Annotated in this window: 23 protein-coding genes and 1 tRNA gene; 10 read left to right on the forward strand and 14 right to left on the reverse strand. The window is 61.7% G+C overall.

Going from position 1 to position 20,481, the window contains the following annotated elements:
• Positions 1 to 13 precede the first annotated feature (13 nt).
• Together cobD and thyX are read left to right on the forward strand one after the other, a co-directional pair.
• Positions 14 to 1,105 carry a threonine-phosphate decarboxylase CobD gene (cobD, locus tag SIB46_RS09420; protein WP_413295916.1) on the forward strand — a complete coding sequence of 364 codons (1,092 nt, stop codon included), beginning with the start codon at positions 14 to 16 and terminating at the stop codon, positions 1,103 to 1,105.
• A 25-nt stretch (positions 1,106 to 1,130) separates the two neighbouring features.
• A complete protein-coding gene (thyX, locus tag SIB46_RS09425; protein WP_413295917.1) occupies positions 1,131 to 1,853 on the forward strand; it encodes an FAD-dependent thymidylate synthase in 723 nt (240 codons plus the stop codon).
• 3 nt (positions 1,854 to 1,856) lie between these two features.
• On the opposite strand, the gene dcd is transcribed toward thyX, so the two are convergent.
• Together dcd and SIB46_RS09435 are read right to left on the reverse strand one after the other, a co-directional pair.
• On the reverse strand, positions 1,857 to 2,450 hold the full coding sequence (dcd, locus tag SIB46_RS09430) for a dCTP deaminase (protein ID WP_011936758.1): 594 nt from the start codon (positions 2,448 to 2,450) through the stop codon (positions 1,857 to 1,859).
• Entirely contained in the window at positions 2,444 to 2,986 is a 543-nt protein-coding gene (locus SIB46_RS09435; protein WP_413295918.1) for a cob(I)yrinic acid a,c-diamide adenosyltransferase, read from the reverse strand. Before SIB46_RS09435 ends, dcd begins: the two co-directional genes overlap by 7 nt.
• Before the next feature lie 180 nt (positions 2,987 to 3,166).
• Here SIB46_RS09435 and ntcA point away from each other — a divergent pair, with 180 nt between their 5' ends.
• The 3 genes from ntcA to SIB46_RS09450 all read left to right on the forward strand — a co-directional run bounded on the left by ntcA (position 3,167) and on the right by SIB46_RS09450 (position 5,450).
• A complete protein-coding gene (gene ntcA / locus SIB46_RS09440; protein ID WP_011936756.1) occupies positions 3,167 to 3,841 on the forward strand; it encodes a global nitrogen regulator NtcA in 675 nt (224 codons plus the stop codon).
• Positions 3,842 to 3,903: 62 nt separating this feature from the next.
• Positions 3,904 to 5,028 carry a DUF3084 domain-containing protein gene (locus SIB46_RS09445; RefSeq protein ID WP_413295919.1) on the forward strand — a complete coding sequence of 375 codons (1,125 nt, stop codon included), beginning with the start codon at positions 3,904 to 3,906 and terminating at the stop codon, positions 5,026 to 5,028.
• Positions 5,025 to 5,450 carry a resolvase gene (locus SIB46_RS09450; RefSeq protein WP_413295920.1) on the forward strand — a complete coding sequence of 142 codons (426 nt, stop codon included), beginning with the start codon at positions 5,025 to 5,027 and terminating at the stop codon, positions 5,448 to 5,450. The genes SIB46_RS09445 and SIB46_RS09450 overlap by 4 nt, the downstream gene beginning before the upstream one ends.
• On the opposite strand, the gene SIB46_RS09455 is transcribed toward SIB46_RS09450, so the two are convergent.
• Genes SIB46_RS09455 through psbH form a run of 4 tightly spaced genes read right to left on the reverse strand, consistent with a single transcriptional unit; the run spans position 5,428 to position 6,722 of the window.
• Positions 5,428 to 5,673, reverse strand: coding sequence for a DUF3146 family protein (locus SIB46_RS09455; RefSeq protein WP_413295921.1), 246 nt, complete (start codon positions 5,671 to 5,673; stop codon positions 5,428 to 5,430). The two genes, SIB46_RS09450 and SIB46_RS09455, sit on opposite strands and share 23 nt — an antisense overlap.
• 2 nt (positions 5,674 to 5,675) lie before the next feature.
• The gene (gene pth / locus SIB46_RS09460; protein ID WP_413295922.1) at positions 5,676 to 6,281 is read right to left on the reverse strand and encodes an aminoacyl-tRNA hydrolase; all 606 of its coding nucleotides are present in this window, start codon (positions 6,279 to 6,281) and stop codon (positions 5,676 to 5,678) included.
• Complete coding sequence (locus SIB46_RS09465; protein ID WP_413295923.1) at positions 6,247 to 6,516, reverse strand: TatA/E family twin arginine-targeting protein translocase; 270 nt, start codon at positions 6,514 to 6,516, stop codon at positions 6,247 to 6,249. Before SIB46_RS09465 ends, pth begins: the two co-directional genes overlap by 35 nt.
• 5 nt (positions 6,517 to 6,521) lie before the next feature.
• Positions 6,522 to 6,722, reverse strand: coding sequence for a photosystem II reaction center phosphoprotein PsbH (gene psbH, locus SIB46_RS09470; protein WP_011936750.1), 201 nt, complete (start codon positions 6,720 to 6,722; stop codon positions 6,522 to 6,524).
• An 84-nt stretch (positions 6,723 to 6,806) separates the two neighbouring features.
• Between psbH and psbN the strand changes: the two genes are divergently transcribed.
• Entirely contained in the window at positions 6,807 to 6,947 is a 141-nt protein-coding gene (gene psbN / locus SIB46_RS09475) for a photosystem II reaction center protein PsbN (RefSeq protein ID WP_011936749.1), read from the forward strand.
• On the opposite strand, the gene SIB46_RS09480 is transcribed toward psbN, so the two are convergent.
• On the reverse strand, positions 6,935 to 9,850 hold the full coding sequence (locus SIB46_RS09480) for an alpha-mannosidase (RefSeq protein WP_413295924.1): 2,916 nt from the start codon (positions 9,848 to 9,850) through the stop codon (positions 6,935 to 6,937). The two genes, psbN and SIB46_RS09480, sit on opposite strands and share 13 nt — an antisense overlap.
• Positions 9,851 to 9,927: 77 nt before the next feature.
• Here SIB46_RS09480 and SIB46_RS09485 point away from each other — a divergent pair, with 77 nt between their 5' ends.
• Complete coding sequence (locus tag SIB46_RS09485) at positions 9,928 to 10,047, forward strand: photosystem II reaction center protein I (RefSeq protein ID WP_011936747.1); 120 nt, start codon at positions 9,928 to 9,930, stop codon at positions 10,045 to 10,047.
• A 94-nt stretch (positions 10,048 to 10,141) separates the two neighbouring features.
• Positions 10,142 to 13,345, forward strand: a complete 3,204-nt coding sequence (locus SIB46_RS09490; protein WP_413295925.1) for a DUF3769 domain-containing protein — start codon at positions 10,142 to 10,144, stop codon at positions 13,343 to 13,345.
• On the opposite strand, the gene SIB46_RS09495 is transcribed toward SIB46_RS09490, so the two are convergent.
• The 7 genes from SIB46_RS09495 to SIB46_RS09525 form a co-directional block, all read right to left on the reverse strand.
• Positions 13,342 to 13,827 carry a pentapeptide repeat-containing protein gene (locus SIB46_RS09495; RefSeq protein ID WP_413295926.1) on the reverse strand — a complete coding sequence of 162 codons (486 nt, stop codon included), beginning with the start codon at positions 13,825 to 13,827 and terminating at the stop codon, positions 13,342 to 13,344. The genes SIB46_RS09490 and SIB46_RS09495 overlap by 4 nt on opposite strands.
• A gap of 39 nt (positions 13,828 to 13,866) precedes the next feature.
• Positions 13,867 to 14,490 (reverse strand): 3-isopropylmalate dehydratase small subunit, encoded by a 624-nt coding sequence (locus tag SIB46_RS09500; RefSeq protein ID WP_413295927.1) that lies wholly within the window; start codon positions 14,488 to 14,490, stop codon positions 13,867 to 13,869.
• Positions 14,491 to 14,494: 4 nt separating this feature from the next.
• Positions 14,495 to 15,904, reverse strand: a complete 1,410-nt coding sequence (leuC, locus tag SIB46_RS09505; protein WP_413295928.1) for a 3-isopropylmalate dehydratase large subunit — start codon at positions 15,902 to 15,904, stop codon at positions 14,495 to 14,497.
• 29 nt (positions 15,905 to 15,933) lie between these two features.
• Positions 15,934 to 17,187 carry a competence/damage-inducible protein A gene (locus SIB46_RS09510; RefSeq protein ID WP_413295929.1) on the reverse strand — a complete coding sequence of 418 codons (1,254 nt, stop codon included), beginning with the start codon at positions 17,185 to 17,187 and terminating at the stop codon, positions 15,934 to 15,936.
• Complete coding sequence (locus SIB46_RS09515) at positions 17,184 to 18,329, reverse strand: glycosyltransferase family 4 protein (RefSeq protein WP_413295930.1); 1,146 nt, start codon at positions 18,327 to 18,329, stop codon at positions 17,184 to 17,186. The genes SIB46_RS09510 and SIB46_RS09515 overlap by 4 nt, the downstream gene beginning before the upstream one ends.
• Positions 18,330 to 18,364: 35 nt before the next feature.
• Positions 18,365 to 19,636, reverse strand: a complete 1,272-nt coding sequence (gene glyA, locus SIB46_RS09520) for a serine hydroxymethyltransferase (protein ID WP_413295931.1) — start codon at positions 19,634 to 19,636, stop codon at positions 18,365 to 18,367.
• A 129-nt stretch (positions 19,637 to 19,765) separates the two neighbouring features.
• Positions 19,766 to 19,839, reverse strand: a tRNA-Arg gene (locus SIB46_RS09525).
• Positions 19,840 to 19,927: 88 nt separating this feature from the next.
• On the opposite strand from SIB46_RS09525, the gene SIB46_RS09530 reads away from it, so the two are divergent.
• Both SIB46_RS09530 and SIB46_RS09535 read left to right on the forward strand, forming a co-directional pair.
• Positions 19,928 to 20,158, forward strand: coding sequence for a hypothetical protein (locus SIB46_RS09530; protein WP_413295932.1), 231 nt, complete (start codon positions 19,928 to 19,930; stop codon positions 20,156 to 20,158).
• A gap of 24 nt (positions 20,159 to 20,182) precedes the next feature.
• Positions 20,183 to 20,473, forward strand: a complete 291-nt coding sequence (locus tag SIB46_RS09535; protein WP_413295933.1) for a DUF3181 family protein — start codon at positions 20,183 to 20,185, stop codon at positions 20,471 to 20,473.
• The last annotated feature ends 8 nt before the right edge of the window (positions 20,474 to 20,481 follow it).

Here is a 20,481-nt window from a genome sequence, read left to right on the forward strand (position 1 = left end):
TCACCATGGGGCGATGGCACAAGTCCCGCCCCGCCATGGCGGCAACCTGCAGCAAGCAGCGTTGCGCCTGGGCTGCGCCCCAGAGCAGTTGTTGGATTTCAGTGCCTCGTTGGTGCCCTTTGCCCCACCGGCGGCCGTTCGGCGCGGCCTGCGCCAGGCCCTGGCCTTGCAGGTGTATCCCGATCGCAGCTACAGCGTCTTGCGCCAGGCCATTGCTCTGAGGCATCAGCTGCCGGCCGCTGCGGTGCTGCCCGGCAATGGGGCCGCTGAGTTGTTCACCTGGGCAGCCAGAGATGCTGCTGCCTTGGGGCTCAATCATCTGCCAGCCCCGGGATTTGCCGATTACGAGCGCGCCTTGCGTTGTTGGCAAGGCCGCTGGCGGCACGAGCACCTGCAGCTCCCCCATCAACAGGCAGGTCCACAAGCGCTACCCGCGGCGTTTCAATCGCAGTTGGCGGATTTGCAGGGCCCCCTATGGCTCACCAATCCCCATAACCCAACCGGTCAGCTCTGGAGCCAGGAGTCGTTGTTGGCGTTGTTGGAGCGCGTGCCGCTGTTGGTTGTTGACGAGGCTTTTTTGCCTCTGGTTCCTGGTGGCGAGCAGCACTCCTTAGTGCAACTGGCTAGCCAGCACCCCCGCCTGGTGGTGATTCGCAGCCTCACCAAGTTGTTTGGAATCGCTGGGCTGCGCCTGGGCTATGCCATTGCTGAGCCCCAACGTCTGCAGCGCTGGAGCCAGTGGCGCGATCCTTGGCCCGTCAATGGCTTGGCCGCTGCCGCCGGTGAACGGTTGATGGCCGATGCCGCTTGGACCAAAAAGGTGCAGGCCTGGGTCGCGACAGAACGGCCGTGGTTGGCCGATCAATTGGTGCGGCGTGGTTGGCAGGTGAGCCCCAGCAGTTGCAATTTCCTCTTGGTGCAGCGCGGCCACCCATTGGAGAACTGGCGCCAGCAACTCGAGCAGCAGCACCGCATCTTGGTGCGCGATTGCCGCAGCTTTACTGGCCTCGATGAGCGTTGGTGGCGTCTGGCCCTGCTGGACCGGCCCCGGAACCGGCGATTGCTGCGCGCCCTAGATCAGGTGCAAGCGACCGATCGCGCTTAGGGTCCCTGCCAGCACGTGCCATGGCATGGACCGCTTTCGGGTTGATTTAATCGCTGCCACTCCGAATCCTCAGCGCTGCATTTACGCGGCGATGCACCAGGACTATTCCGAGGGCTATGTGGTGGCCGATCAAGCTCAGTGGCCTGATGAGGCGAGGGCTGGTGAGGTTTGCGTCAAGCGCCTGCTCTCTGGCGAGCGCGGCCATTACGGACCGCTGGAGCATGCGCAGATCGTTTTGAACGTGGGTTGGTTCCCCCATTCGGTGATGCAACAGGCCCGCACCCACCGGGTTGGCGTCAGCTTTGATGTGCAATCGATGCGTTACACCGGCGATCGGATTTGCCGTGCGGCCAAAGGTGAGCTGGATTTGGAAGACGTGTTCTATCTGCGCCCTGTTGGCAGCTATAGCGATCGCCAGGGCAAGAAGTATCAATACACCGAGGCGGAACGGGCCAAAGACCTCGAGCATTGCCGCCGCTCAGCCCAGCGGTATGCCGAAATGCTGGAAGCGGGTTTTGCCGAAGAGCACGCCCGCGGCATCTTGCCGTTCGACTACCGCCAGCACTTTGTGGTGAGCTTCACCCTTCGGGCGTTCCTGCATTTCATGGATCTACGCGCCAAGCTCGACGCCCAAGAAGAGATTCGCCAGATGTGCGATCTGATGTGGCCCCACATGGTGCAGTGGGCCCCTGAGATTGCCGCTTGGTATGAGAAGAGTCGCCTTCACAAGGCGCGATTGGCGCCCTAAGGATCAGATCCGCGCCAAGGTGACGCGCTCGGGTTGGTGCTGGTATTTGCCGGAGCGGTCTTTGTAGGTGGTGTCGCAGGGATCACCTTCAAAGAACAGCAGCTGGCAGATGCCTTCGTTGGCATAGATGCGGCAGTCAGCACCGGAGCTGTTGCTGAACTCCAAGGTGAGGTGGCCTTCCCAACCGGCTTCAGCCGGGGTGGTGTTCACGATGATGCCGAGGCGGGCATAGGTGCTCTTGCCCAGGCAGATCACGGTGATGTTCTCGGGCACCTTCATCTTTTCGAGGGCAACACCAAGCCCATAGGAATGGGCCGGGAGGATGAAGTAACTGCCGTCCTCATCGCTCTGCATGGGAGCGGGCTCAAGATTGGCGGGATTAAACCGCTTGGGGTTCATCACCGTGCCGGGCACGTGGCGGAAGATCAGAAATTCCTGGGGCGATAGGCGCAGGTCGTAGCCATAGGACGAGCAACCAAAACTGAGCACCGCGCCGCTGCGGTTTTCAGGATCGAGATGGCGCACCAAGGTGGGCTGGAATGGTTCCAGCAGCCCATGCTCAGCCTGTTCGTTGATCCAGCGATCGTTTTTCAGCATCGGTCGCGGCGCAATTCGGTGACTTGATCGGCCATCGCCATCACAGGCTCGGGCACGGCAGGTCCGGTCAGGATCACATCCATTCGTCCCGGGCGGGTCTCCAGAGTGCTGATCACAGCATTGGCATCCAATAAGCCGTAATCCAACGCCAGCCCCAGCTCATCAAGAACCACAAGATCGGGAGCTTCTTCGAGGATTTGGCGCTGGGTTTCTTGCCACAGCTCTCGTACAGCTTGCTTGTCTTCGTCGCTGTGGTCGGCCTGCAGGCAGCTGTTCACCGCTGGGCGCAGCCAGCTCAAGCGTCCGCACATCTGCACGGGTTGGTGGGGACCTTGATCAACGCCGCCGCGCAGGAATTGGCAAATCAGCACGCGGCTGCCCAAGCCCGCTGAGCGCAGAGCTTCGCTGAACACGCTGGCAAAACTGCCGCGAAAGCTGGCGGTGTGCACCTGCAGCAGCCCTTCCGGCTCGCGAACCAGCAGCCGCAATGGTGCTGTGGACGGCCTGTGGTGTCGTTCAGCAACGCGGCTGAGCATGGGCCGTCCAAAGCGGGGTTGCTCCTGAATGTAGCGGCGAAAAACGGCGAATCAAGTGACTGGCACCACCAGTAGTGTGAATGTCTGTACTACTGGTGATCCCGTCCAGCCCGGACGGTGTTTATTGCTACAAGCACTGTCAAGCCGGCTCTTTACCTTCCATGAACCGGTACGCGCTTCATGGTCAGCGTTTCGCCAGCGCCCAATCCCCAGCCCACCTTGCAAGAGGTGATGCGCTCGCTTGCTGGCAGTGCTGCTGAGTCGGTTGAGCGCGGTAAGACAATCTTTTTCCCAGGTGATCCCGCCGAGCGCATGTATCTGCTGCGCCGCGGGGCTGTGCGCCTTTCCCGCGTTTATGAATCCGGTGAAGAGATCACCGTGGCCTTGTTGCGGGAGAACAGCATTTTTGGTGTGCTGTCCCTGTTAACCGGCCAGAAGTCCGATCGCTTCTATCACTCGGTTGCCTTCACGCGCGTTGAGATGCTCAGCGCTCCGGCCAGCTCCGTGCGCCGGGCCATTGAGCAGGACGCACGGGTTGGTTTGTTGCTCTTGCAGGGCCTGTCCTCGCGAATCCTGCAGACCGAAACCATGATCGAAACGCTTACCCACCGCGACATGTCATCGCGCTTGGTGAGTTTTCTACTGGTGCTCTGCCGCGACTTTGGGGTGCCCTCTAGTCAGGGCATCACCATCGACTTGAAGCTCTCGCACCAGGCGATCGCTGAAGCGATTGGCTCCACGCGGGTCACGATCACCCGTTTGCTGGGGGATTTGCGCTCTGCTGGTTTGCTGGAGATTGAGCGCAAGCGCATCACCGTGTTCGACCCCATTGCCTTGGCCAAACGGTTCAGCTGACCGTTGCTGGAAACGCTCGCCTAAGGCCTCAGCGATACTGACCCCACTGTTCTTCTGGCGCTGTGAGCGGCTGGCTGCTGATCCTGGCCGTTCTGGTACTCGGGGGAGTGCTGTCGACGCTTGGCGACCGCCTTGGCAGCCGCATCGGCAAAGCGCGGCTGAGCTTGTTTCAGATGAGGCCACGCCGCACGGCTGTGGTGATCACGGTGCTCACCGGCAGCTTGATTAGTGCCCTCACCCTGGGGTTGATGGTGGCCGTCAGTGAACGCCTGCGGGTGGGCCTTTTTCAGCTCGATGAGCTGGAAACGCGTTTGCGTTCTTCCCGCAAGTCGCTGCAGCTGAGCCTTAAGCAGCTCGATCAAAATCAAGCCGAACTAGCCCAGGCGCGATCGGAGCGGGCTGCGGCCGAGCAGCAGCTGGCGCCTTTAAAAAAGCAGCGCCAAGAGTTAGAGGCTGAGCGCGACCGGCTGGGCCAAGACGTGGCGGCCCGCGATGAGGAGCTGCGCCAGTTGCAGCAACGCACCCGCCGCAGCCAACAGGAATTGCGCCAGCTGGAGCGCAATGTTTTGGATTTGCGCAGCGGTGATGTGGTGCTCAGCACCGGCCAGCCGCTCACCATGGCCAAGGTGGCGATCCCTAATCCTGAGTTGGCGCGCCAGGCCACCGAAGATGTGTTGCGTCAGGCCAATGTGCAGGCGTATCAGCGGGTTCTCCCTGGGCAAAAGCCTGAGCAGCAATTGCTGTTGATCCCCCGCAGTGAGGTGATCAAGGTGGAGAAGGCCTTGCGCAGCGGCGGCCCCTGGGTGATCAGCATTCACTCGGCGGGCAATGTGCTGCGTGGTGAGAAGCAGGTGCTCGCCTTTGCCGATGTGCGCCGCAGCCGGCAGGTGCTGGAAGCGGGCCAAGTGCTGGCCAGCCTCAGCTTGGACCCTGAGCAACGGGCTCAAAAACAGGTGTTTGCACGGCTCAATCTGCTTTTGGCCGCGGCCCGCAACGAAAGCCAGCGCCGTGGCGCCCTGAACCCACGGCTGCAGGTGGATCAAGACGCCCTCAACGCTCTGGCCGCCCAATTGGTAGAGCGTCAAGGCAACCAGCCGGTGCGCCTGGAGGTGGTGGCTGCGCGCGATACCGACAGCCTCGATCCCATTGCTGTAACCGTGCGCGCCAAGGGTTTGGCCCCTTCATGAGTGGCGGCTGGGCAGCGCTGGATCCAGGGCGCCAGAAATGCGGGCTGGTGCGCACCGATGCCACTGGAGCAGAGCTGGTTGATCTACTGATCTGCTCCCCCAGGGAGGCCTGGGATTGGTTGCAGCACTGGCAACACCAAGCCCCCTTGCAAGCTGTGGTGCTCGGCGATGGCACCGCCAGCGGCCCATGGCAGCAGGCCTTGGCTGAGCTGGAGCCGGCTGTGCCGGTGGTGTTGCAGCCGGAGGCGGGCAGCACCTTGGCGGCGCGTGAGCGCTATTGGCAGTTGTTGCCTGCCAGGGGTTGGCAGCGGCTGCTGCCTCGCGGGCTGCGGTTGCCGCCCAGACCGGTGGATGATTTGGCGGCCTTGGTGTTGCTCGAGGCCCACCTGGGGGCACGCTTTAAAAGGCTGCCCGCACCGTGAAGCAGTAATCACCGCCGGCTTCCAGCGTGTAGTCGCTTTTGACCAAAAACCGCAGCAGGGCGTCTTGAATCAGCGCTCGCCCCAGGGATGGCTCCACCACCAGTTCGCCGCGGTCGAAGTGCCAGCGAAAACCACCAGCGGCCACTTCCCCTTCCACCATCTGCTCGCTGAAGCTCTGCTGCAGAACCCGCAAGTGGGCTGTGGTGCTGGGCAGGCGGGCCATGGTCAGGCGGCGTCGGGCCGAAAGCTGTTGATCCGGTTGCCCGCGCGCTCAAAGCCTTGGCGTTGGATCAGGCCGATGCCGTGCTCCACCTCCTGCAGCACCTCATCGAGTAAGGGACGTTCCGCCGTGTGGAAGTTGCCCAGGACGTGCCCCACCGTGCGTTGCTTGCGCTCTTCGCTGCTGGTGCCGGGAGCGCCGATGCCAATCCTCAGACGGGCAAAGGCCTCACCGCCCAGGTGGGCGATGGTGCTGCGCAGGCCGTTGTGCCCTCCGGCTCCACCGCTGAGCCTCAGCCGCAGCCGGCCGAGGGGAAGGTCCATGTCATCAACGATCACCAGCAGTTGCTCAGGCGTCCAACCAAACCAATCCAGGCTGGCCCGGATCGCCCGGCCGCTGTCGTTCATATAGGTCTGTGGTTTGAGTAGCCGTAAGCGGCGCTCGCCTTGGCCGATATCTGCAAGATCGCCATGCAATTTGGCGTTGGCACGAAAGCTTCCGCCCGCCGCCGCGGCGAGCCTGTCGAGCGCCATGAAACCCACGTTGTGGCGCGTGCCGTCGTATTTGGATCCAGGATTACCCAGGCCGACCAGCAGCATCAGTGGCGTCATCGGCAGGCGTGGTGGCCTCCTGGCTGGAAGTGGAGTCAGTTTGACCTGCGGGGAGTTCGACCGAATCAACGGCCTTGCGGAACTCCTGCTCAAATTCCGAGGAAGCGGCCTGAAAACCCTTCAAGGTTTTACCAAGGCTGCGTCCCAATTCAGGCAATTTTTTGGGGCCGAACACCAGTAAGCCGATGACGGCAATCACCGCCATCTCTGGAAGACCAACCCCAAAAATGTTCATTGGCTTTAGCCGAGGCCGTTCCAGTTCACGGTGATGCCGTCCAGCAGCAGCGAACGGTTGTAGAGCTGCAGGATCACGAGCAGGAAGACCAGGAACAGGGCCATGAAGATGCCCATCACAGGGGTGGTTCCCCAGCCAGGCACGACTTTGCCGTACTCAGAGTTCAGAGGACGCAGCAGGTCTCCCAGGCGGGTGCGTTGGGCCATGGGGTGCAATCTCTCCTGCGAAGATTTGGGCCGTTACTCTAATGGCCCTGACCGCTGTGACGGCGGCCCCTGTTGGGAGTCTTGATGGAAAGCACCTCGCCAGCCCTTTCTGTGTCGATTGCGGTGCTAACAGCTCTGCTGGGTTTAACCGGTTTTGGCATTTACACCGCCTTTGGGCCGCCATCGCGCCAGCTGGATGATCCGTTTGATGATCACGACGACTGAGCCATCCACCAGGGCCAGCGTTTGATTTGCCAAGGGCCTGAGGCTGCTGGCCACAGGCTGCGGCAGGGGCTGAGGTTTTGGGTTTGCCACTGCAACCCGTCATCGGTGGCGGGCTCAAAACCCAGCCACTGCTGATGCGGGTCTGGCCAGGCCAGCCATGACCTCGCCTCCGCTGGCCCCGCGGCCGCTGGATGGCGCCAAAGCGGTTGGCGGAAGCGGCGCGCTTGTGCGGCAACGGCAGCTCGATGCCAGCTGCCTCTGGTTGGCATCAGAGCCAAGCGCAAGCGGTGCCAGCCCTGATCGGCGCTGGGATCGGGCCAGGTGGGACCCCTTAATAACGACACTCCCAGGCCTTGGCTGTTGCCGCTGACCCCTTGCGGGCCATCGAGCAGCACCGCTAATCCCGCTTGGTTGCTGCCGCCCCACAGCCAGCTGATGGCGGTGGCTTCCCAGCGGGCCTGCTCCCTTGGGGTTCGGGGGCTGCTGCTGCGCTCTTGAACGCCACCGGGTGTGTCCGCACACCAAAAGGCCCCTGGATGGTTCAGCGCCCATTCACAGCGCAGCAGCTCATGCAGCTGGCGCCATTGCGCCGTGATGATCAGCTCAAGCCAGGGACGATCCGCTTGGAGGCGCATCGAGAGTTGCAGTGGGCTTTGGCCGCAGTGGCCGCGCCAGCGCAGCTGCGTGCACAGGGGCCCCGACTCCAGCAACTCCTCCTCGGGCTCCCAGCGCATTGGCAAGGCATGGCTGCTGTAGTCACTGGCGATGTCCCAGGCATCCCAGAACTCACCGCGATCGTCGTAGCGCCGTAGGGCCATCGGTTTGGCCAGCAGGGGCTCTCCCCACCCCTGGCCGCGGCGTTGCTGCAGTTGCTCCACGCCCTTAGGGCTGAGCTTGGCTTGCAGGTGACTATTCGAGAGCCAAAGCGCGCCGTTGTCATCGCGATCAAGGCTCACCGCACCTTCGGCCTTGGCTGATATTTCGGCGGCTGAGGCCAGCACCAGGCGCTGGGCTCCAACACCTGCAGAGCTGTGGATTTGCAGCCAGCAGCCACCGCTGCGGGCCGGTTGGATTGGTACAGCGCCGGTGTGGTCACACCAGCTCTGCCCGGCCGGCGGGCTGGGCAGGCGCACCACAGTCGATCCTGGAATCGTTGGCAGCAGGTTGGCCACCCACCACTGCGGCTGCTGTTTGGATTCCAGGGGGAGCAAGGCCGATAGCGCCTGATCGCGCCGCTGGCGGCTGAGGCGCCGCGCGTGGCGCCATTGCGGCTTGGCCTGTTCAAACACCTCGGGCACTGAGGTGCCAGGAAGGATGTCGTGAAACTGCTGAAACAGCAGCGTGCGCCATTGCTCTTGGCCGCTGGGCTGCTGGCCGCTGAGGGCTTGCGCTAGATCGGCCTCCAGCAGCAACCGCTCCAGGGTGCGGTTGTGGCGCTTTTGGTCTGGGCGGCTGGTGGCGCACCCGCGATGCAGCTCCAAATACAGCTCGTCGCGCCATAGCGGCAGCTGCCCCTGGTGCGCTTCAAGTTGGTTCAGATAGCTGCGCACGGTTCCAAATTCAGTGGGTGCGCTGAGGGGCTGCTCTTGCCATAGCTGAAGCTGCTCCAGCATTTCTTGGCTGGGTCCGCCGCCGTGATCACCCACACCGGGAAGCCATAGGCCCTGGGGGATGCCTGTGGATTGCTGCCATTGCTGGCTGTAGGCCGCCATAGCCAATGGGTCCCCCCCAGTGCCAATCGGGGCGCTCATCAGCGCTAAGACCTCCTCTCCACTGCAGTGCCGCCAGCGAAAGAGGCGGTGGGGGAAGGGGTTGGTGCTGTTCCAAAACAGCTTGTGGGTGCAGAACCAATGCACGCCGCTGGCGCGGCAGATCGCCGGCACTCCGCTGCTGAAACCAAAGCTGTCCGGCAGCCAGGCCAGGGCGTGCTCCCAGCCCGGCAGCTGCTGCTGGCTGTAGGCCTGCCCCTCCTGGAATTGCCGCAGCAGCGATGCACTGGCCACCAAGGTGCAATCGCTCTCCACCCAAGGTCCATTGAGTGGCTCCCAGCGACCCTGCTGCATCGCTTGGCTGATCTCGGCAAACAGCGCTGGGCGGTGCTGCTGCAGCCAGGCATACAGCGCAGGGGTGGAATGTCCGAACTGCAGCTCCGGGTGCCGCTGCATCAAGCCCAACACCGAGCGGAAGGTGCGTTCGGCGGCTTGCCAGGTGTCAGCCACGGGCCATAGCCAGGCCAGATCGAGATGGGCATGGCTCAGCAGCGTGAGCCCAGCCGGCCGCTGGCGCTGCCTTAGCCAGTGGCGCAGGTTGGCGACCGCGCCGCTGTTGTTGGGATCGCCTTGCAGCAGGGCTGCCAATTCCTCGTCTGCTGCGGGCAGGTGCTGCTGCAGCAACCTCAGCTGGCTGGCTAGCAGGAGGCCGTATGGGTCGCTGGGCTCGCTGGGTTCCCGTTCCAGCTGCGCCAATAACAAAGCGCCATCGTCATGGCGCGGGCTCTGCAGCAGCAGCTCCACCTCCAGCACCTCTCCAGGACCGAACCACTCAGGAAGTGGCCAGCGGCAGGCGGTGTCAAAGAGATCGCCTCGGTGAACGGTTTTTCCGTTGATGCGGCACTCAGCGGCTTCGGCCCACCAGCGCAGGGCCAGGCGGATGGTTTCGCCGCTTTGGCACTGGCCCCAAGCCTGCGGCCAGTGCAGCGAATGGCTCAGATGCAGGCGTTGGCCGCCCCGCGGCCAGATCACCAATCCGCGGGCATCCCAGTCCGGGCGGTTGCGTTGACCCCAGGGGTGGTGCAGGGCTGGCGAGCCATCGGGGCGCTGCAGTTGCGGCAGCAGATCGTGCTGCTGGCGAGCGGAAAACGTTTCAATCCACCCAAGAAGCTGTCGATCTAGGCCCGCATTCATCCCGCGACGTCCAGGTGCCCCATAGGATGGTCGCGCCGCTACGGGTGCGGCGCCAACCCCCGACCCTCGGCTCGACCATGCTCGCTCTCAAGATTTCCGTTTACTCGGTCGTCTTCTTCTTTATCGGGATTTTCATGTTTGGCTTCCTGGCCAGCGACCCCAGCAGGACGCCTAGCAGAAAGGACCTCGAGGAGTGATTTGACCGGTTGGGCGTGGCAATATCCGCGCTCCTGATCTCCGCCAGGTTTGAGGCCACAATCCACTGCCCCAGTCCTGGCTGTCGTTGCCTCCTTGCTCGCCGGCCCGGCTGGGGTTCTCCAGCCATTGGCGAGCCAGGCTCAGAACTTCCCGCTCGGTCCAGGCGAACCACCGATCGAGTCGGGTGTCGATGAGCAGGAGCCTTTTCTGTTCCAGCAGGAGCTCGAGGAAGACCCCTTCGCACCGGAGCAGGAAACCGAAGAGCGTCTGCTTGAACAGGAGCAGAACCCTGAGCAAGAGCTTTTCAGTCCGGATCCTGCGCCGGCTCAATCGTTTGGTGTTCCTATCGAGCTGGAGCTCGAGGCCAACCAACAACGGTTTGATAGTGGCCTGCAGCGATTTGTGGCTGTTGGCGATGTCACCTTGCTTCTGGCGGGCGGGCGGTTAAAAGCCGATCGCCTCGAATATGACGCCCTCAACCGTGTGATCTGGGCCCGCGGGGCCGTTCAGTTCCAGCGGGGTAATCAATACCTTCAAGCCAGTTTGCTGAGATACAACCTTCTTCAAGGTGAAGGTGAACTCCAGGATGTGTATGGCGTTCTGGATCTCAGAACCAGCACCTTGGATCTTGATCCGGATGCTCCAGTTGCTGAGGCGACGTCTGTTGAAAGACGGCTGATTGATATTGAAGACGAAAGCACCTTGACTCGCGCGCAGCGTGAAAGGCGCAGACGTGAACTGCAAGAAGACATTGCTGTTCCTGATCCGGATGAAATAGTCGACGATCCATTGGTGGCGCCGAGCTCGGTGCAGCCTTTGGGGCTACCTGAGCCCTTGGCCTGCCCTCCCGATCTGCCAGCTTTGCGCTCGCGGCTTCCAGGCCCTTGGGCGGTGACTGCTTGGGGCGGTCAGATGACCGATGCCACCTTTGGTGAAACCTTCATCTTTAGTGGGACGCCGCGTCCTGAGGGTGTCTTTGGCCTTGGCTTTAATCGGCGTTTGCTGGATGCCGACCCTTTTTCGATTGAGCTAGATGGCAATGCGCTTTATCACAACTCGGCGACCAACAGGAACCTTCGCTACGTAGGCGGCATTCCTGATAATGAAAAGGACAATGCAGAGACGAAGGCTCAAAGTTTTTGGGAAGGAACCATTGGTATTGGCCTGCGTTGGTGGATCCAGCCCTGGCTGAGTTTTGGGGTTGTTGAAGGTGTCAGTCTTAATAGTGAGCTCAGTAATTACGAAGCGGCGTCCTGGCAATACTCAAGCGTATTTCTCAACTATTTAGCTGCGGAGATTGCAGTGCAGATCAATCCGCAATGGTCTGTGGTTGGCAGGATTCACCATCGCTCAGGCGCCTATGGCACCTATGACGGAGCCGAAGAAGGCAGTAACGGTTATTTGCTCGGAGTTCGCTACAACTTTGGAGAGTCACCGAAGCCGCGCGAACAAGAAGGCATGCCTCCGCCATTGGGCTGTGAGGATCCCAATCGTGATCGGCGTCAGCCTTCGTTGCCCTTGGAGCAACAGTTAGAAGCTGTGGTTTTTGATGGTCCTTCTGCTCAGGAGGCTGCTGATGAACCAACACAGCAGATTGAACAGAACGAGCCAACCCTTACCCCGCAAGAGCAATTGGATCAGCGCCGCTCAGCGATTGCTGATTTGGATCAGCGCGTCACCGACGTCCAGCCGCGTTTGGGGCTTGAGATCTCAACAAGCTTGGGTTCTTCTGAACTCGACCGGCTGAGTGCACGAGAGCGGCAGTTTAGTGTCGCCACTCCCCAGAACCAAATTAGGGAGTTAGGTCAAAAAGCCAATCTTGTTTCAGGCAAAATCACCCACTGGCGCTTCCAGGCCCCCCAGTTGCTCATCACTCCAGAGGGGTGGTCGGCAGATCGGTTGAGTTTCACAAGTGATCCATTCACGCCAGCCCAGGCCTGGATTGATGCTGAGGCTGTGACGGCAACCCAAGAGCCTGATGGTTCCACCTTGATCAAAGCTCGGCGTAATCGCCTGCTCTTGGAAAATAAGTTATCAATCCCTATTTCGAATCAAGTCCGATTCAGCCCTTCTGAGGATCAAGACAGCGTTGGCAACCGCTGGGCGGTATTGGTCGACGAGAGGGATCGTGATGGCTTTTATGTTCAATATTCCTTGGCAAAGCGAAAAGTTTGGGATCGAGCCATTCTTTCTTTAAAGCCCCAATTCATGATCCAGAGGGCTTTCGAAGGAGAAACAGATAGTTATCCTGAGCCTGGTTCTAGGCCGGGCTCTCGAGATATCAATCAGCCAATTGACTCGGCTGATCTCTTTGGCTTGGATGCTCGCATTGATGGTTATTTGGGTGGTGGCAATTACAGGCTGCGGTCGAGTTTCTCAAGTTTTAATCCAAGCCACTTGCCTAATGCATTAAGGGCCTCTGGCATTTACTCGCAGCCCTTAAAAATGCCCTTCTTGGGCGATGTTCAGGCTCGAGGGTTTAGCGCGTATCGCTACCGCGTTTGGAATGGCTCCCTAGGCCTGCAAGATATTTATTCTGCCTTTGGCGGGTCCATTGAGAAGACCGCGAGACTACCTGATTTAGCAGGACTCCAGGCTGTGTATTTCTGGCGTGTTGAGGCCGGTAACTACCAGAGCAATTCTTTTAAGACAACCAACTTCACCGAGCAATTCAGGGGGACTGCGTATGGAACTGTTCGCCTGTCTTGGCAGATTTGGGAGGGTGAAACCCTTGAGCTTAGTCCTGAAGGTGCCTATCGATATTCACCTGTTCCTGTTGTTCCCGGCCTGAGGTTTGACGTTGTTCCTTATGCAAGTCTGGCCAGTTATTCCGATGGGGATAACCAGAACCTGCTTGGCATCTCGGGTGGCCCAAGTTTGACGCTGGGCCATTTCAACCGTCCCTTCTTGGATTTCACCCGCCTGTCTCTTTACGGAAGCGCAACGGCCAAAACGGGTGATAGTCCGTTCTCATTTGATGAGTTTGTTGATGTGGGCACCTTGGGTGTGAATTGGACCCAGCAATTGGTTGGACCTTTGGTTCTGCAGAGCTCCATCGGATATAACGTGGCTGGCGATTCTGGTTACTACGGTGAAGTCACCAATGCGTTGTTTGCCTTGCGTTGGTTGCGCCGCGCTTATCAAGTTGAGGCCTACTTCAGCCCGTACACGGGTATGGGTGGTTTGCGTGTTCGGTTGAACGACTTTGGCTTCAAAGGAACGGGAATTCCCTTTGTTCCGTATGACTATTCCCCGCTTCCAGGGCGAATTCCTGGCGGGAAGGCACCCGTTGATTAACGGTTGTCGCTCGGCTGGCTCTCTCCGCCGACGATCAGGTTGCTGCGGTAGAGCTCAGCGCCGCTGAACTCCAGTCCTTCGATTTGAGCGCCTTCGGTGATCGCTTGGATGGCGATGGCATCGGTGAGGTCGGCGAAGCGCAGATTGGCGCCGCGTAGGTCGGCATTACTGAGGCGGCTGCCCTGCAGCTGCGCCCCTTCCAAATTGGCACCGCTGAGATCGGCGCCTTCGAGGTTGGCGCCGCTGAGGTCGGCGCCGATTAGGTCGGCGCCGCGTAGATCCGCGCCGATGAGGTAGAAGCCGCGGAGGTCACGGCCGCGCAGATCAGCGCCACTAAGAGCGCAGCCCGAGCAAAAACCTGTTTCCAGTTGCTTGAGCGGGTCCGCCAGGCTGGGATTGAGGATGGCGAGAGGAGCCGCCAGCACCAGCAGGCTCAACAAGCTCCAGCGGGAGCGATGGCGGGGGGCAGACGCAGAGTCCATCTCATTTGTCTCATCGCTATCTCTTTTGTAGACAAAAAATCAGCGGCTGGCCGTGAACCCCTGCATGTAGGGCAAGCGTGCTGCCGTGTCTTGAAGCGCTTGCTCCTGTTGCAGCAGCTGGCTGGTGGCATCCCACTGGCCGTTCAGCAGGCGATTTTTGGCATCGGCCGCCATGGTCAGATTCCAGCTGTGGCAGTCGATCTCGATTGCCACCGGCTCCAGGATGATGCGGGCGCTGCTTTGCGGAGCGGCCTCAGCAGCGGATTGCAGCGCGTCGATCTCCTCGCTGCTGGCCTGCAGGCAGGGAATGCCTAAGGCCAGGCAGTTGCCATAAAAGATTTCGGCGAAGCTTTCGCCCACCACCGCCCGGATCCCCCAGCGCAGCAGCGCTTGGGGAGCGTGTTCACGGCTAGAGCCGCAGCCAAAGTTGCGGTTCACGATCAAGACAGTGGCCCCTTGGTGTTCGGGCCGATCAAAGGGGTGCTCGCCGTTTTGCTCACTGCGGTCGTCGGCGAACACCTGCGCGCCGAGGCCATCGAAGGTCACGCATTTGAGAAAGCGCGCCGGGATGATTCGGTCGGTGTCGATGTCGTTGCCGCGCAGCACCACGGTGCGTCCGCTCACGCTGGTGATGGCACCGCTGGGAAAAGGAGTTGATGTCATGGCTTTAAGCAGGCGGCAGGGACCGAACGTCGGTGACATGGCCGGTGATGGCCGCGGCAGCCACCATCGCCGGGCTCATCAGCAGTGTGCGGCCGCTGGCTGAGCCTTGCCGGCCTTTGAAGTTGCGGTTGCTGGAGCTGGCGCTGATTTGGCGGCCTTCCAGGCGGTCGGGGTTCATCGCCAGGCACATTGAGCAGCCCGGCTCGCGCCATTCGAAGCCCGCTTGGCGGAACACGGCATCGAGGCCTTCAGCTTCGGCGGCGGCGGCCACTTGCTCTGATCCCGGCACCACAAAGGCTTTGATGCCTGAGGCCACCTGGCGGCCAGCGGCAACAGCGGCTGCTGCGCGCAGATCGCTGAGGCGGCCATTGGTGCAGCTGCCAATGAAACAGACATCCACAGGCAGCCCGACAATCGCTTGGCCTGGCTGCAAATCCATGTACCGATAGGCCTCTTGGGCCAGGGGCCGGTCTTCCTCGGGGGTCTGCTCCAAGGTGGGCACCGCCTCATCCACACCAATGCCCTGGCCTGGAGTGATCCCCCAGGTGATGGTGGGGGCGATGGCGGCGGCATCAAGCTTCACCTCATCGTCGAAGGACGCATCAGCTCCGCTGGCCAGGCTCTGCCACCAGCTCACAGCGCGATCCCATGCCTCACCGCTGGGCGCGTGGGGGCGGCCATGGAGGTAGTCAAAGGTGGTTTGATCGGGATTGACGTAGCCGCAACGGGCGCCGCCTTCGATCGCCATGTTGCAGAGGGTCATCCGCTCCTCCATCGAGAGGGCCTCGATGGCTGGGCCGGCAAATTCGTAGGCGTAGCCCACGCCACCTTTGACGCCCAGGGTGCGGATGATGTGCAGCACCAGGTCCTTGGCGAAGACGCCGGGTTGCAGCGCTCCATCCACCCAAAGGCGCCGCACCTTGAGCTTGTTCATCGTCAAGCTTTGGCTGGCCAAGACATCGCGCACTTGGCTGGTGCCAATGCCAAAGGCAATGGCACCAAAGGCGCCGTGGGTGGAGGTGTGGGAATCACCGCAGGCCACGGTCATGCCCGGCTGGGTCAAGCCCAGCTCCGGGGCCATCACATGCACGATTCCTTGGCGGCCACTGCCCAGGCCATTGAGATGGATGCCGTTCTCCTGGCAGTTGCGCTCCAGCGTGCTGAGCATTTCTTCGGCCAGTCCATCGGCGAAGGGCCGCGCTTGGCTCGTGGTGGGCACGATGTGGTCCACCGTGGCCACCGTGCGTTCGGGGTGGCGCACGTTCAGCCCCAGATCCTTTAAGGCAGCAAAGGCTTGCGGACTGGTGACCTCATGGATCAGGTGCAGGCCAATGAACAGCTGCGTCGCCCCGCTGGGCAGCTCAGCCACCTGATGCAGGGCCCAGACCTTGTCGTAGAGGGTGGCTGTGCTCAAGCGCTTTTACCTTCGCCAAACAGAGCAGCCTAAAGCTGCAGCCGCAACAGATTCAACGCGTCCCCCACGCTCAGCCCGCGGATCCAATCGCGGCCGCGGCGATCGCCATAGCGGCGCTCCAAATGGCTGCTGCCATCGGGGCCAGCCACCGCAAAGTGCACCAGGCCCACCGGTTTACTGTCGCTGCCGCCGCCTGGGCCAGCCACGCCTGTGACGGCAACACCCCAGTCGCTCCCAAGCTGGCGCCGGGCGCCTTTCGCCATGGCTTGCGCCACAGCAGCGCTCACGGCGCCTTCCCGCTCAAGCAGCTCGCTGGGCACCTGCAGCAGGTCTTGTTTGATGCGGTTGGCGTAGGCGATCACGCCGCCGAGAAATACATCGGAGCTACCGCTGATCGCTGTGAGGGCACTGCCAACGCCACCGCCGGTGCAGCTCTCGGCCACGGCCAGGGTTTGGTTGCGCGAGCGCAACTGCTGCAGCACCACCGAGGCGAGGCTGTCGTCATCAGCGCCAAAACAGTGCTCGCCGCCAATGCGCCGCAGCTCCTGCTCCACCGGGGTAATGGCGGCTTCGGCCTCGCTGGCCGTTGCTCCTTTGGCCGTGATCCTGAGCTTCACCTCGCCTTGGCCGGCGTAGGGGGCCACGGTGGGATTGCTGAGCTCCAGCAGCGGGGCCACTGACTCGGCCAGGCTGGATTCCGAAATGCCCCAGAAATGCAGCAGCCGGCTGCGGAAGGTGCCTGCCACCAGATGCTGAGCCTCAAGCCAAGGCACCGCCGTTTGCTGCCACATGGCCCGCATTTCGCTGGGCACGCCGGGGAAGGTCAACACGGTGAAGTCCGGTTGCGGCGTCCAGATGATTCCTGGAGCCGTGCCGGTGGGGTTGGGCAAGACCTCAGCCCCCTGCGGTAGCAGGGCTTGCTTGCGGTTGCTGACTCCCAGGCTGCGGCCGCGCGCGCGCAGTTTGGCCTCGAGGTCTTCGAGCACATCAGCGCGCTCTTCTAAGGCAACGCCAAAGCAGGCGGCCAAGGTTTCGGTGGTGAGGTCGTCGGGGGTGGGACCCAAACCACCGGTGCAGATCAGCAGCCGGCTGCGGCCGGCTGCTTCGAGCACGGCCTCGCGCAAGCGCTCGGGGTTATCGCCCACCACGCCTTGGCGGAAATGGGGAATGCCCAGTGATGCCAGTGATTCAGCCAGCCAGCGGGCATTGCCGTTGAGGATGTTGCCAAGCAGCAGTTCGGTGCCGATGCAGAGGATCTCGCAGCCGCTGCGGGATGTGCTCAAGATCGATCGTTGGAACTGTTTTGCAGCACTGGCATGGTCTCAGAACCCTCCTCTTGATCGGCTGTATCGGCTAAGCGCTGGGCATCGCGGCTGGGGTAGCGGCGGCTGCGCAACACCACCCACACCAGAACAGCTGTAGCCAGGCCAAGCCAGAGGAAGCGCATTTCAGCGTTGGCCGCCACCAGGGCCAAGGCCGCCAGCCACTGGGTAACGGCATAGATCAACAGCACCGTGCGGCGGTGGCTGTAGCCAGCACGCAGCAGGCGGTGGTGGAGATGGCGGCGATCGGGATAGAAGGGCGAGCGGCCATCGCTAACGCGGCCCATGATCACCGCCGACATGTCGGCGAGCGGCAGCGACAAGATCAGCAGCGGCAACAACAAGCTGACGGTGGTGAGCTCCTTGGCCGGGCCAATCACGCTGATGGCCGCCAGCGAAAAGCCCAGGAAATAGGAGCCTCCATCGCCCATGAAGATCCGGGCTGGATTGAAGTTGTCGCGCAAAAAGCCGATGGACGAGCCAGCCAAGGCGGCAGCGAGCAGCCCCGCTCCGGGCTGATGCAAGCTGAAGCTGACCGACAGCAAGGCCATGGCTGCAATGGCGCTGACCCCAGCAGCCAGCCCATCGAGGCCATCAAGCCAGTTGATGGCATTGGTGATACCGACCAGCCAAATCACAGTGGCGATCAAGCTGAGCCAATCGGGGAAGGTCAGCGAGAGGCTGCTGTCAAACGGCAGGGTGATGGTGCCGATCTTGACCCCTTGGCTCCACACCCCCATCGCTATGCCGATCTGAAGCGCGAGCCTGGGGAGTGGCGGCAGCTGCAGCAAATCGTCGCTGAGGCCAATGAGGAAATAGCCAATGGCGCCAATCAAGGTGGCCCACACCAGTTGATCGCGGCTGGCGGGCAACACACCAAAGCCCCCAGCAAGCCAGGTGATCAGCAGGGCCAAGCTGAAGCCCAAAACAATGCCAATGCCCCCCAAGCGCACCATCGGGGTGAGGTGCTGTTTACGAGGATCCGGTTGATCGGTGAGACCCAGCCTCAAGCCAATTGTTCGGACCTGCGGAACGATCGCAGCCGTCAAAAAACAGGCCCCACCCAAGGTGGCCAGCGCAGGAATCAGCGGGCTGGAATCCACGGGGCGAACAAGCCTTCCCCCCGAGTCTAATTGGGCTAGGTCGCCAGCACAGGGGATGCCGGCCCATAAAGCGGGTGACGCTGGCAGAGGCTTGCCACGCGATCACGGCAGCGCTGTTCGATGGCGGCGTCCTCGGGATTCAGCAGCCGGTCGGCAATCACATCAGCCACCTCGCTGAAGGCCGCTTCATCGAAGCCGCGGGTGGTGAGTGCTGCAGTGCCCAGGCGCAGGCCGCTGGTCACAAACGGCGACTCCGGATCAAAGGGAACAGTGTTTTTGTTGGCGGTGATGTTCACCTCGCTCACCAGCAGATCAGCCACCTTGCCGGTCATGCCAATCCCGCGCAGATCCAACAACACCACATGGTTGTCTGTGCCGCCGCTGACCACGGCAATGCCCCGCTCCTGCAGGCGCTTGGCCAGGGCCTGAGCATTGGCCACCACCTGCTGGCTGTACTGCGTGAAGCTCGGTTGGAGCGCCTCGCCGAATGCCACGGCTTTGGCGGCAACAACGTGCTCAAGCGGTCCGCCCTGGGTTCCAGGGAACACCGCTTTGTCGAACTGCTTGGCGAAGTCGGCGTCGTTGCAGAGGATCAGGCCGCCACGGGGACCGCGCAGGGTTTTGTGGGTGGTGGTGGTCACCACGTGGCAATGGGGCACGGGGTTGGGGTGCACGCCAGCAGCCACCAGCCCAGCGATGTGGGCCATGTCGGCCAGTAGGTAAGCGCCCACTTCATCAGCGATCGCCCGGAAGCCAGCGAAATCGATGCTGCGGGGATAGGCGGAGTAGCCGCAAACGATCAGCTTGGGCTTGTGCTCAAGGGCCAGCTGGCGAATGCTCTCCAAATTGAGCTGTTGGGTCTCAGGGTCCACGCCGTAGTGAACAGCCTTGAACCACTTACCGCTCACATTCACTGGTGAGCCGTGGGTGAGGTGGCCGCCGTGGGAGAGATCCATGCCCAGGATCGTGTCGCCCGGTTTCAGCAGGGCCAGAAACACAGCGAAGTTGGCTTGAGCGCCGCTGTGGGGCTGCACGTTGGCCCAGGCGGCACCAAAGAGTTGCTTGGCGCGCTCAATCGCCAGCTCCTCGATGGCATCGACGTGCTCACAGCCGCCGTAATAGCGGCGATTGGGCAAGCCTTCGGCGTACTTATTGGTGAGCACCGAGCCCTGGGCGGCCATCACCGCTGGAGAGGCGAAGTTTTCACTGGCAATCAGCTCCAGGTGGCTCTGTTGCCGTTCCAGCTCTTTATTGATCAGTCCGGCAATCTCTGGATCGCCCTGCAGAAGTGCTTGGGGGGCTCGCATGGTCGGCTCAGTCACTGGCGATGCAGAAAAAGGGACGTGGGCGGTCCTTGAATCGTAAGAACCGGTGGTTCCAGTTGATGGAACCAAAAAAAAAACCGCCCGGGGGCGGTTCTTGGTTTCTGAAGAAGGCGCGCCTGGAGAGATTCGAACTCCCGACCCTCTGATCCGTAGTCAGATGCTCTAATCCGCTGAGCTACAAGCGCTTGAGCCATCCATTCTGCCCAGCTCAACTGCGCATCCGTCAAGCCTGCCGCCTGAGCCACAGAATGAAGGTTCTGCGAAGACGGGCTCATGCCCCTGGTGATCACGCGGCCGCCGGATCCAAGCGATCCGGACTACCAAAAGCTTGAGCAGCTGATCAACTTGGCTGTGCACACGTCTGCCTTTGCGGCGTTCAACAGCGGCCTTTGGGTGTGGCATGGGCTGAAGCCGAACTTTTTCCCCCAGCTCCCCTGGCTGACTGGCCTGTGGGCTGTGGCCCTAGCGGGGCATGTGGTTTGGGTGTTGGCCCGGCGCCGCTAAAACTTCAGCAGAGCAAGTTTCCTGATGTCGTTGTCATCGGCGCAGCTGGATGAGTTGAGCCAAGCCCTGGCGGACCGGCTGTATGTGCAAGTGGCTGGCTGGCATCTCTACCTCGGTGATGCCAAGTTGGCGCGACCCTTGGCCGAAGAGCTGGCGGGCCTGCTGGATCAAGGGCCCGCGGTGGCCGCGCGTCAGGGTTTGGAGCGGTTGCAGGTGCCGCTGGGCGGAGGCAGCACCAAGTTGCCGCTCTCTCGGTTGATTTCTCCGGGCCAACTGGTTGACCTGGAGGAGATCCTCGAATCTTTCAGTTCCTGAATCCGCTG

It is taken from the genome of Synechococcus sp. MIT S9452 (genome assembly GCF_047304245.1).
Taxonomy (GTDB): domain Bacteria; phylum Cyanobacteriota; class Cyanobacteriia; order PCC-6307; family Cyanobiaceae; genus RCC307.

What these genes read in the sequence shown, in the direction of transcription:
- glyA (WP_413295931.1), bottom strand. Translation starts at nt 19,636, where the DNA reads ATGCGAGCCCCCCAAGCACTTCTGCAGGGCGATCCAGAGATTGCCGGA.
- dcd (WP_011936758.1), bottom strand. Translation starts at nt 2,450, where the DNA reads ATGCTGAAAAACGATCGCTGGATCAACGAACAGGCTGAGCATGGGCTG.
- ntcA (WP_011936756.1), top strand. Translation starts at nt 3,167, where the DNA reads ATGGTCAGCGTTTCGCCAGCGCCCAATCCCCAGCCCACCTTGCAAGAG.
- SIB46_RS09485 (WP_011936747.1), top strand. Translation starts at nt 9,928, where the DNA reads ATGCTCGCTCTCAAGATTTCCGTTTACTCGGTCGTCTTCTTCTTTATC.
- cobD (WP_413295916.1), top strand. Translation starts at nt 14, where the DNA reads ATGGCACAAGTCCCGCCCCGCCATGGCGGCAACCTGCAGCAAGCAGCG.
- SIB46_RS09495 (WP_413295926.1), bottom strand. Translation starts at nt 13,827, where the DNA reads ATGGACTCTGCGTCTGCCCCCCGCCATCGCTCCCGCTGGAGCTTGTTG.
- SIB46_RS09450 (WP_413295920.1), top strand. Translation starts at nt 5,025, where the DNA reads ATGAGTGGCGGCTGGGCAGCGCTGGATCCAGGGCGCCAGAAATGCGGG.
- SIB46_RS09465 (WP_413295923.1), bottom strand. Translation starts at nt 6,516, where the DNA reads ATGAACATTTTTGGGGTTGGTCTTCCAGAGATGGCGGTGATTGCCGTC.
- SIB46_RS09480 (WP_413295924.1), bottom strand. Translation starts at nt 9,850, where the DNA reads ATGAATGCGGGCCTAGATCGACAGCTTCTTGGGTGGATTGAAACGTTT.
- psbH (WP_011936750.1), bottom strand. Translation starts at nt 6,722, where the DNA reads ATGGCCCAACGCACCCGCCTGGGAGACCTGCTGCGTCCTCTGAACTCT.
- SIB46_RS09435 (WP_413295918.1), bottom strand. Translation starts at nt 2,986, where the DNA reads ATGCTCAGCCGCGTTGCTGAACGACACCACAGGCCGTCCACAGCACCA.
- SIB46_RS09535 (WP_413295933.1), top strand. Translation starts at nt 20,183, where the DNA reads ATGTCGTTGTCATCGGCGCAGCTGGATGAGTTGAGCCAAGCCCTGGCG.
- SIB46_RS09530 (WP_413295932.1), top strand. Translation starts at nt 19,928, where the DNA reads ATGCCCCTGGTGATCACGCGGCCGCCGGATCCAAGCGATCCGGACTAC.
- thyX (WP_413295917.1), top strand. Translation starts at nt 1,131, where the DNA reads ATGGACCGCTTTCGGGTTGATTTAATCGCTGCCACTCCGAATCCTCAG.
- SIB46_RS09455 (WP_413295921.1), bottom strand. Translation starts at nt 5,673, where the DNA reads ATGGCCCGCCTGCCCAGCACCACAGCCCACTTGCGGGTTCTGCAGCAG.
- pth (WP_413295922.1), bottom strand. Translation starts at nt 6,281, where the DNA reads ATGACGCCACTGATGCTGCTGGTCGGCCTGGGTAATCCTGGATCCAAA.
- psbN (WP_011936749.1), top strand. Translation starts at nt 6,807, where the DNA reads ATGGAAAGCACCTCGCCAGCCCTTTCTGTGTCGATTGCGGTGCTAACA.
- SIB46_RS09500 (WP_413295927.1), bottom strand. Translation starts at nt 14,490, where the DNA reads ATGACATCAACTCCTTTTCCCAGCGGTGCCATCACCAGCGTGAGCGGA.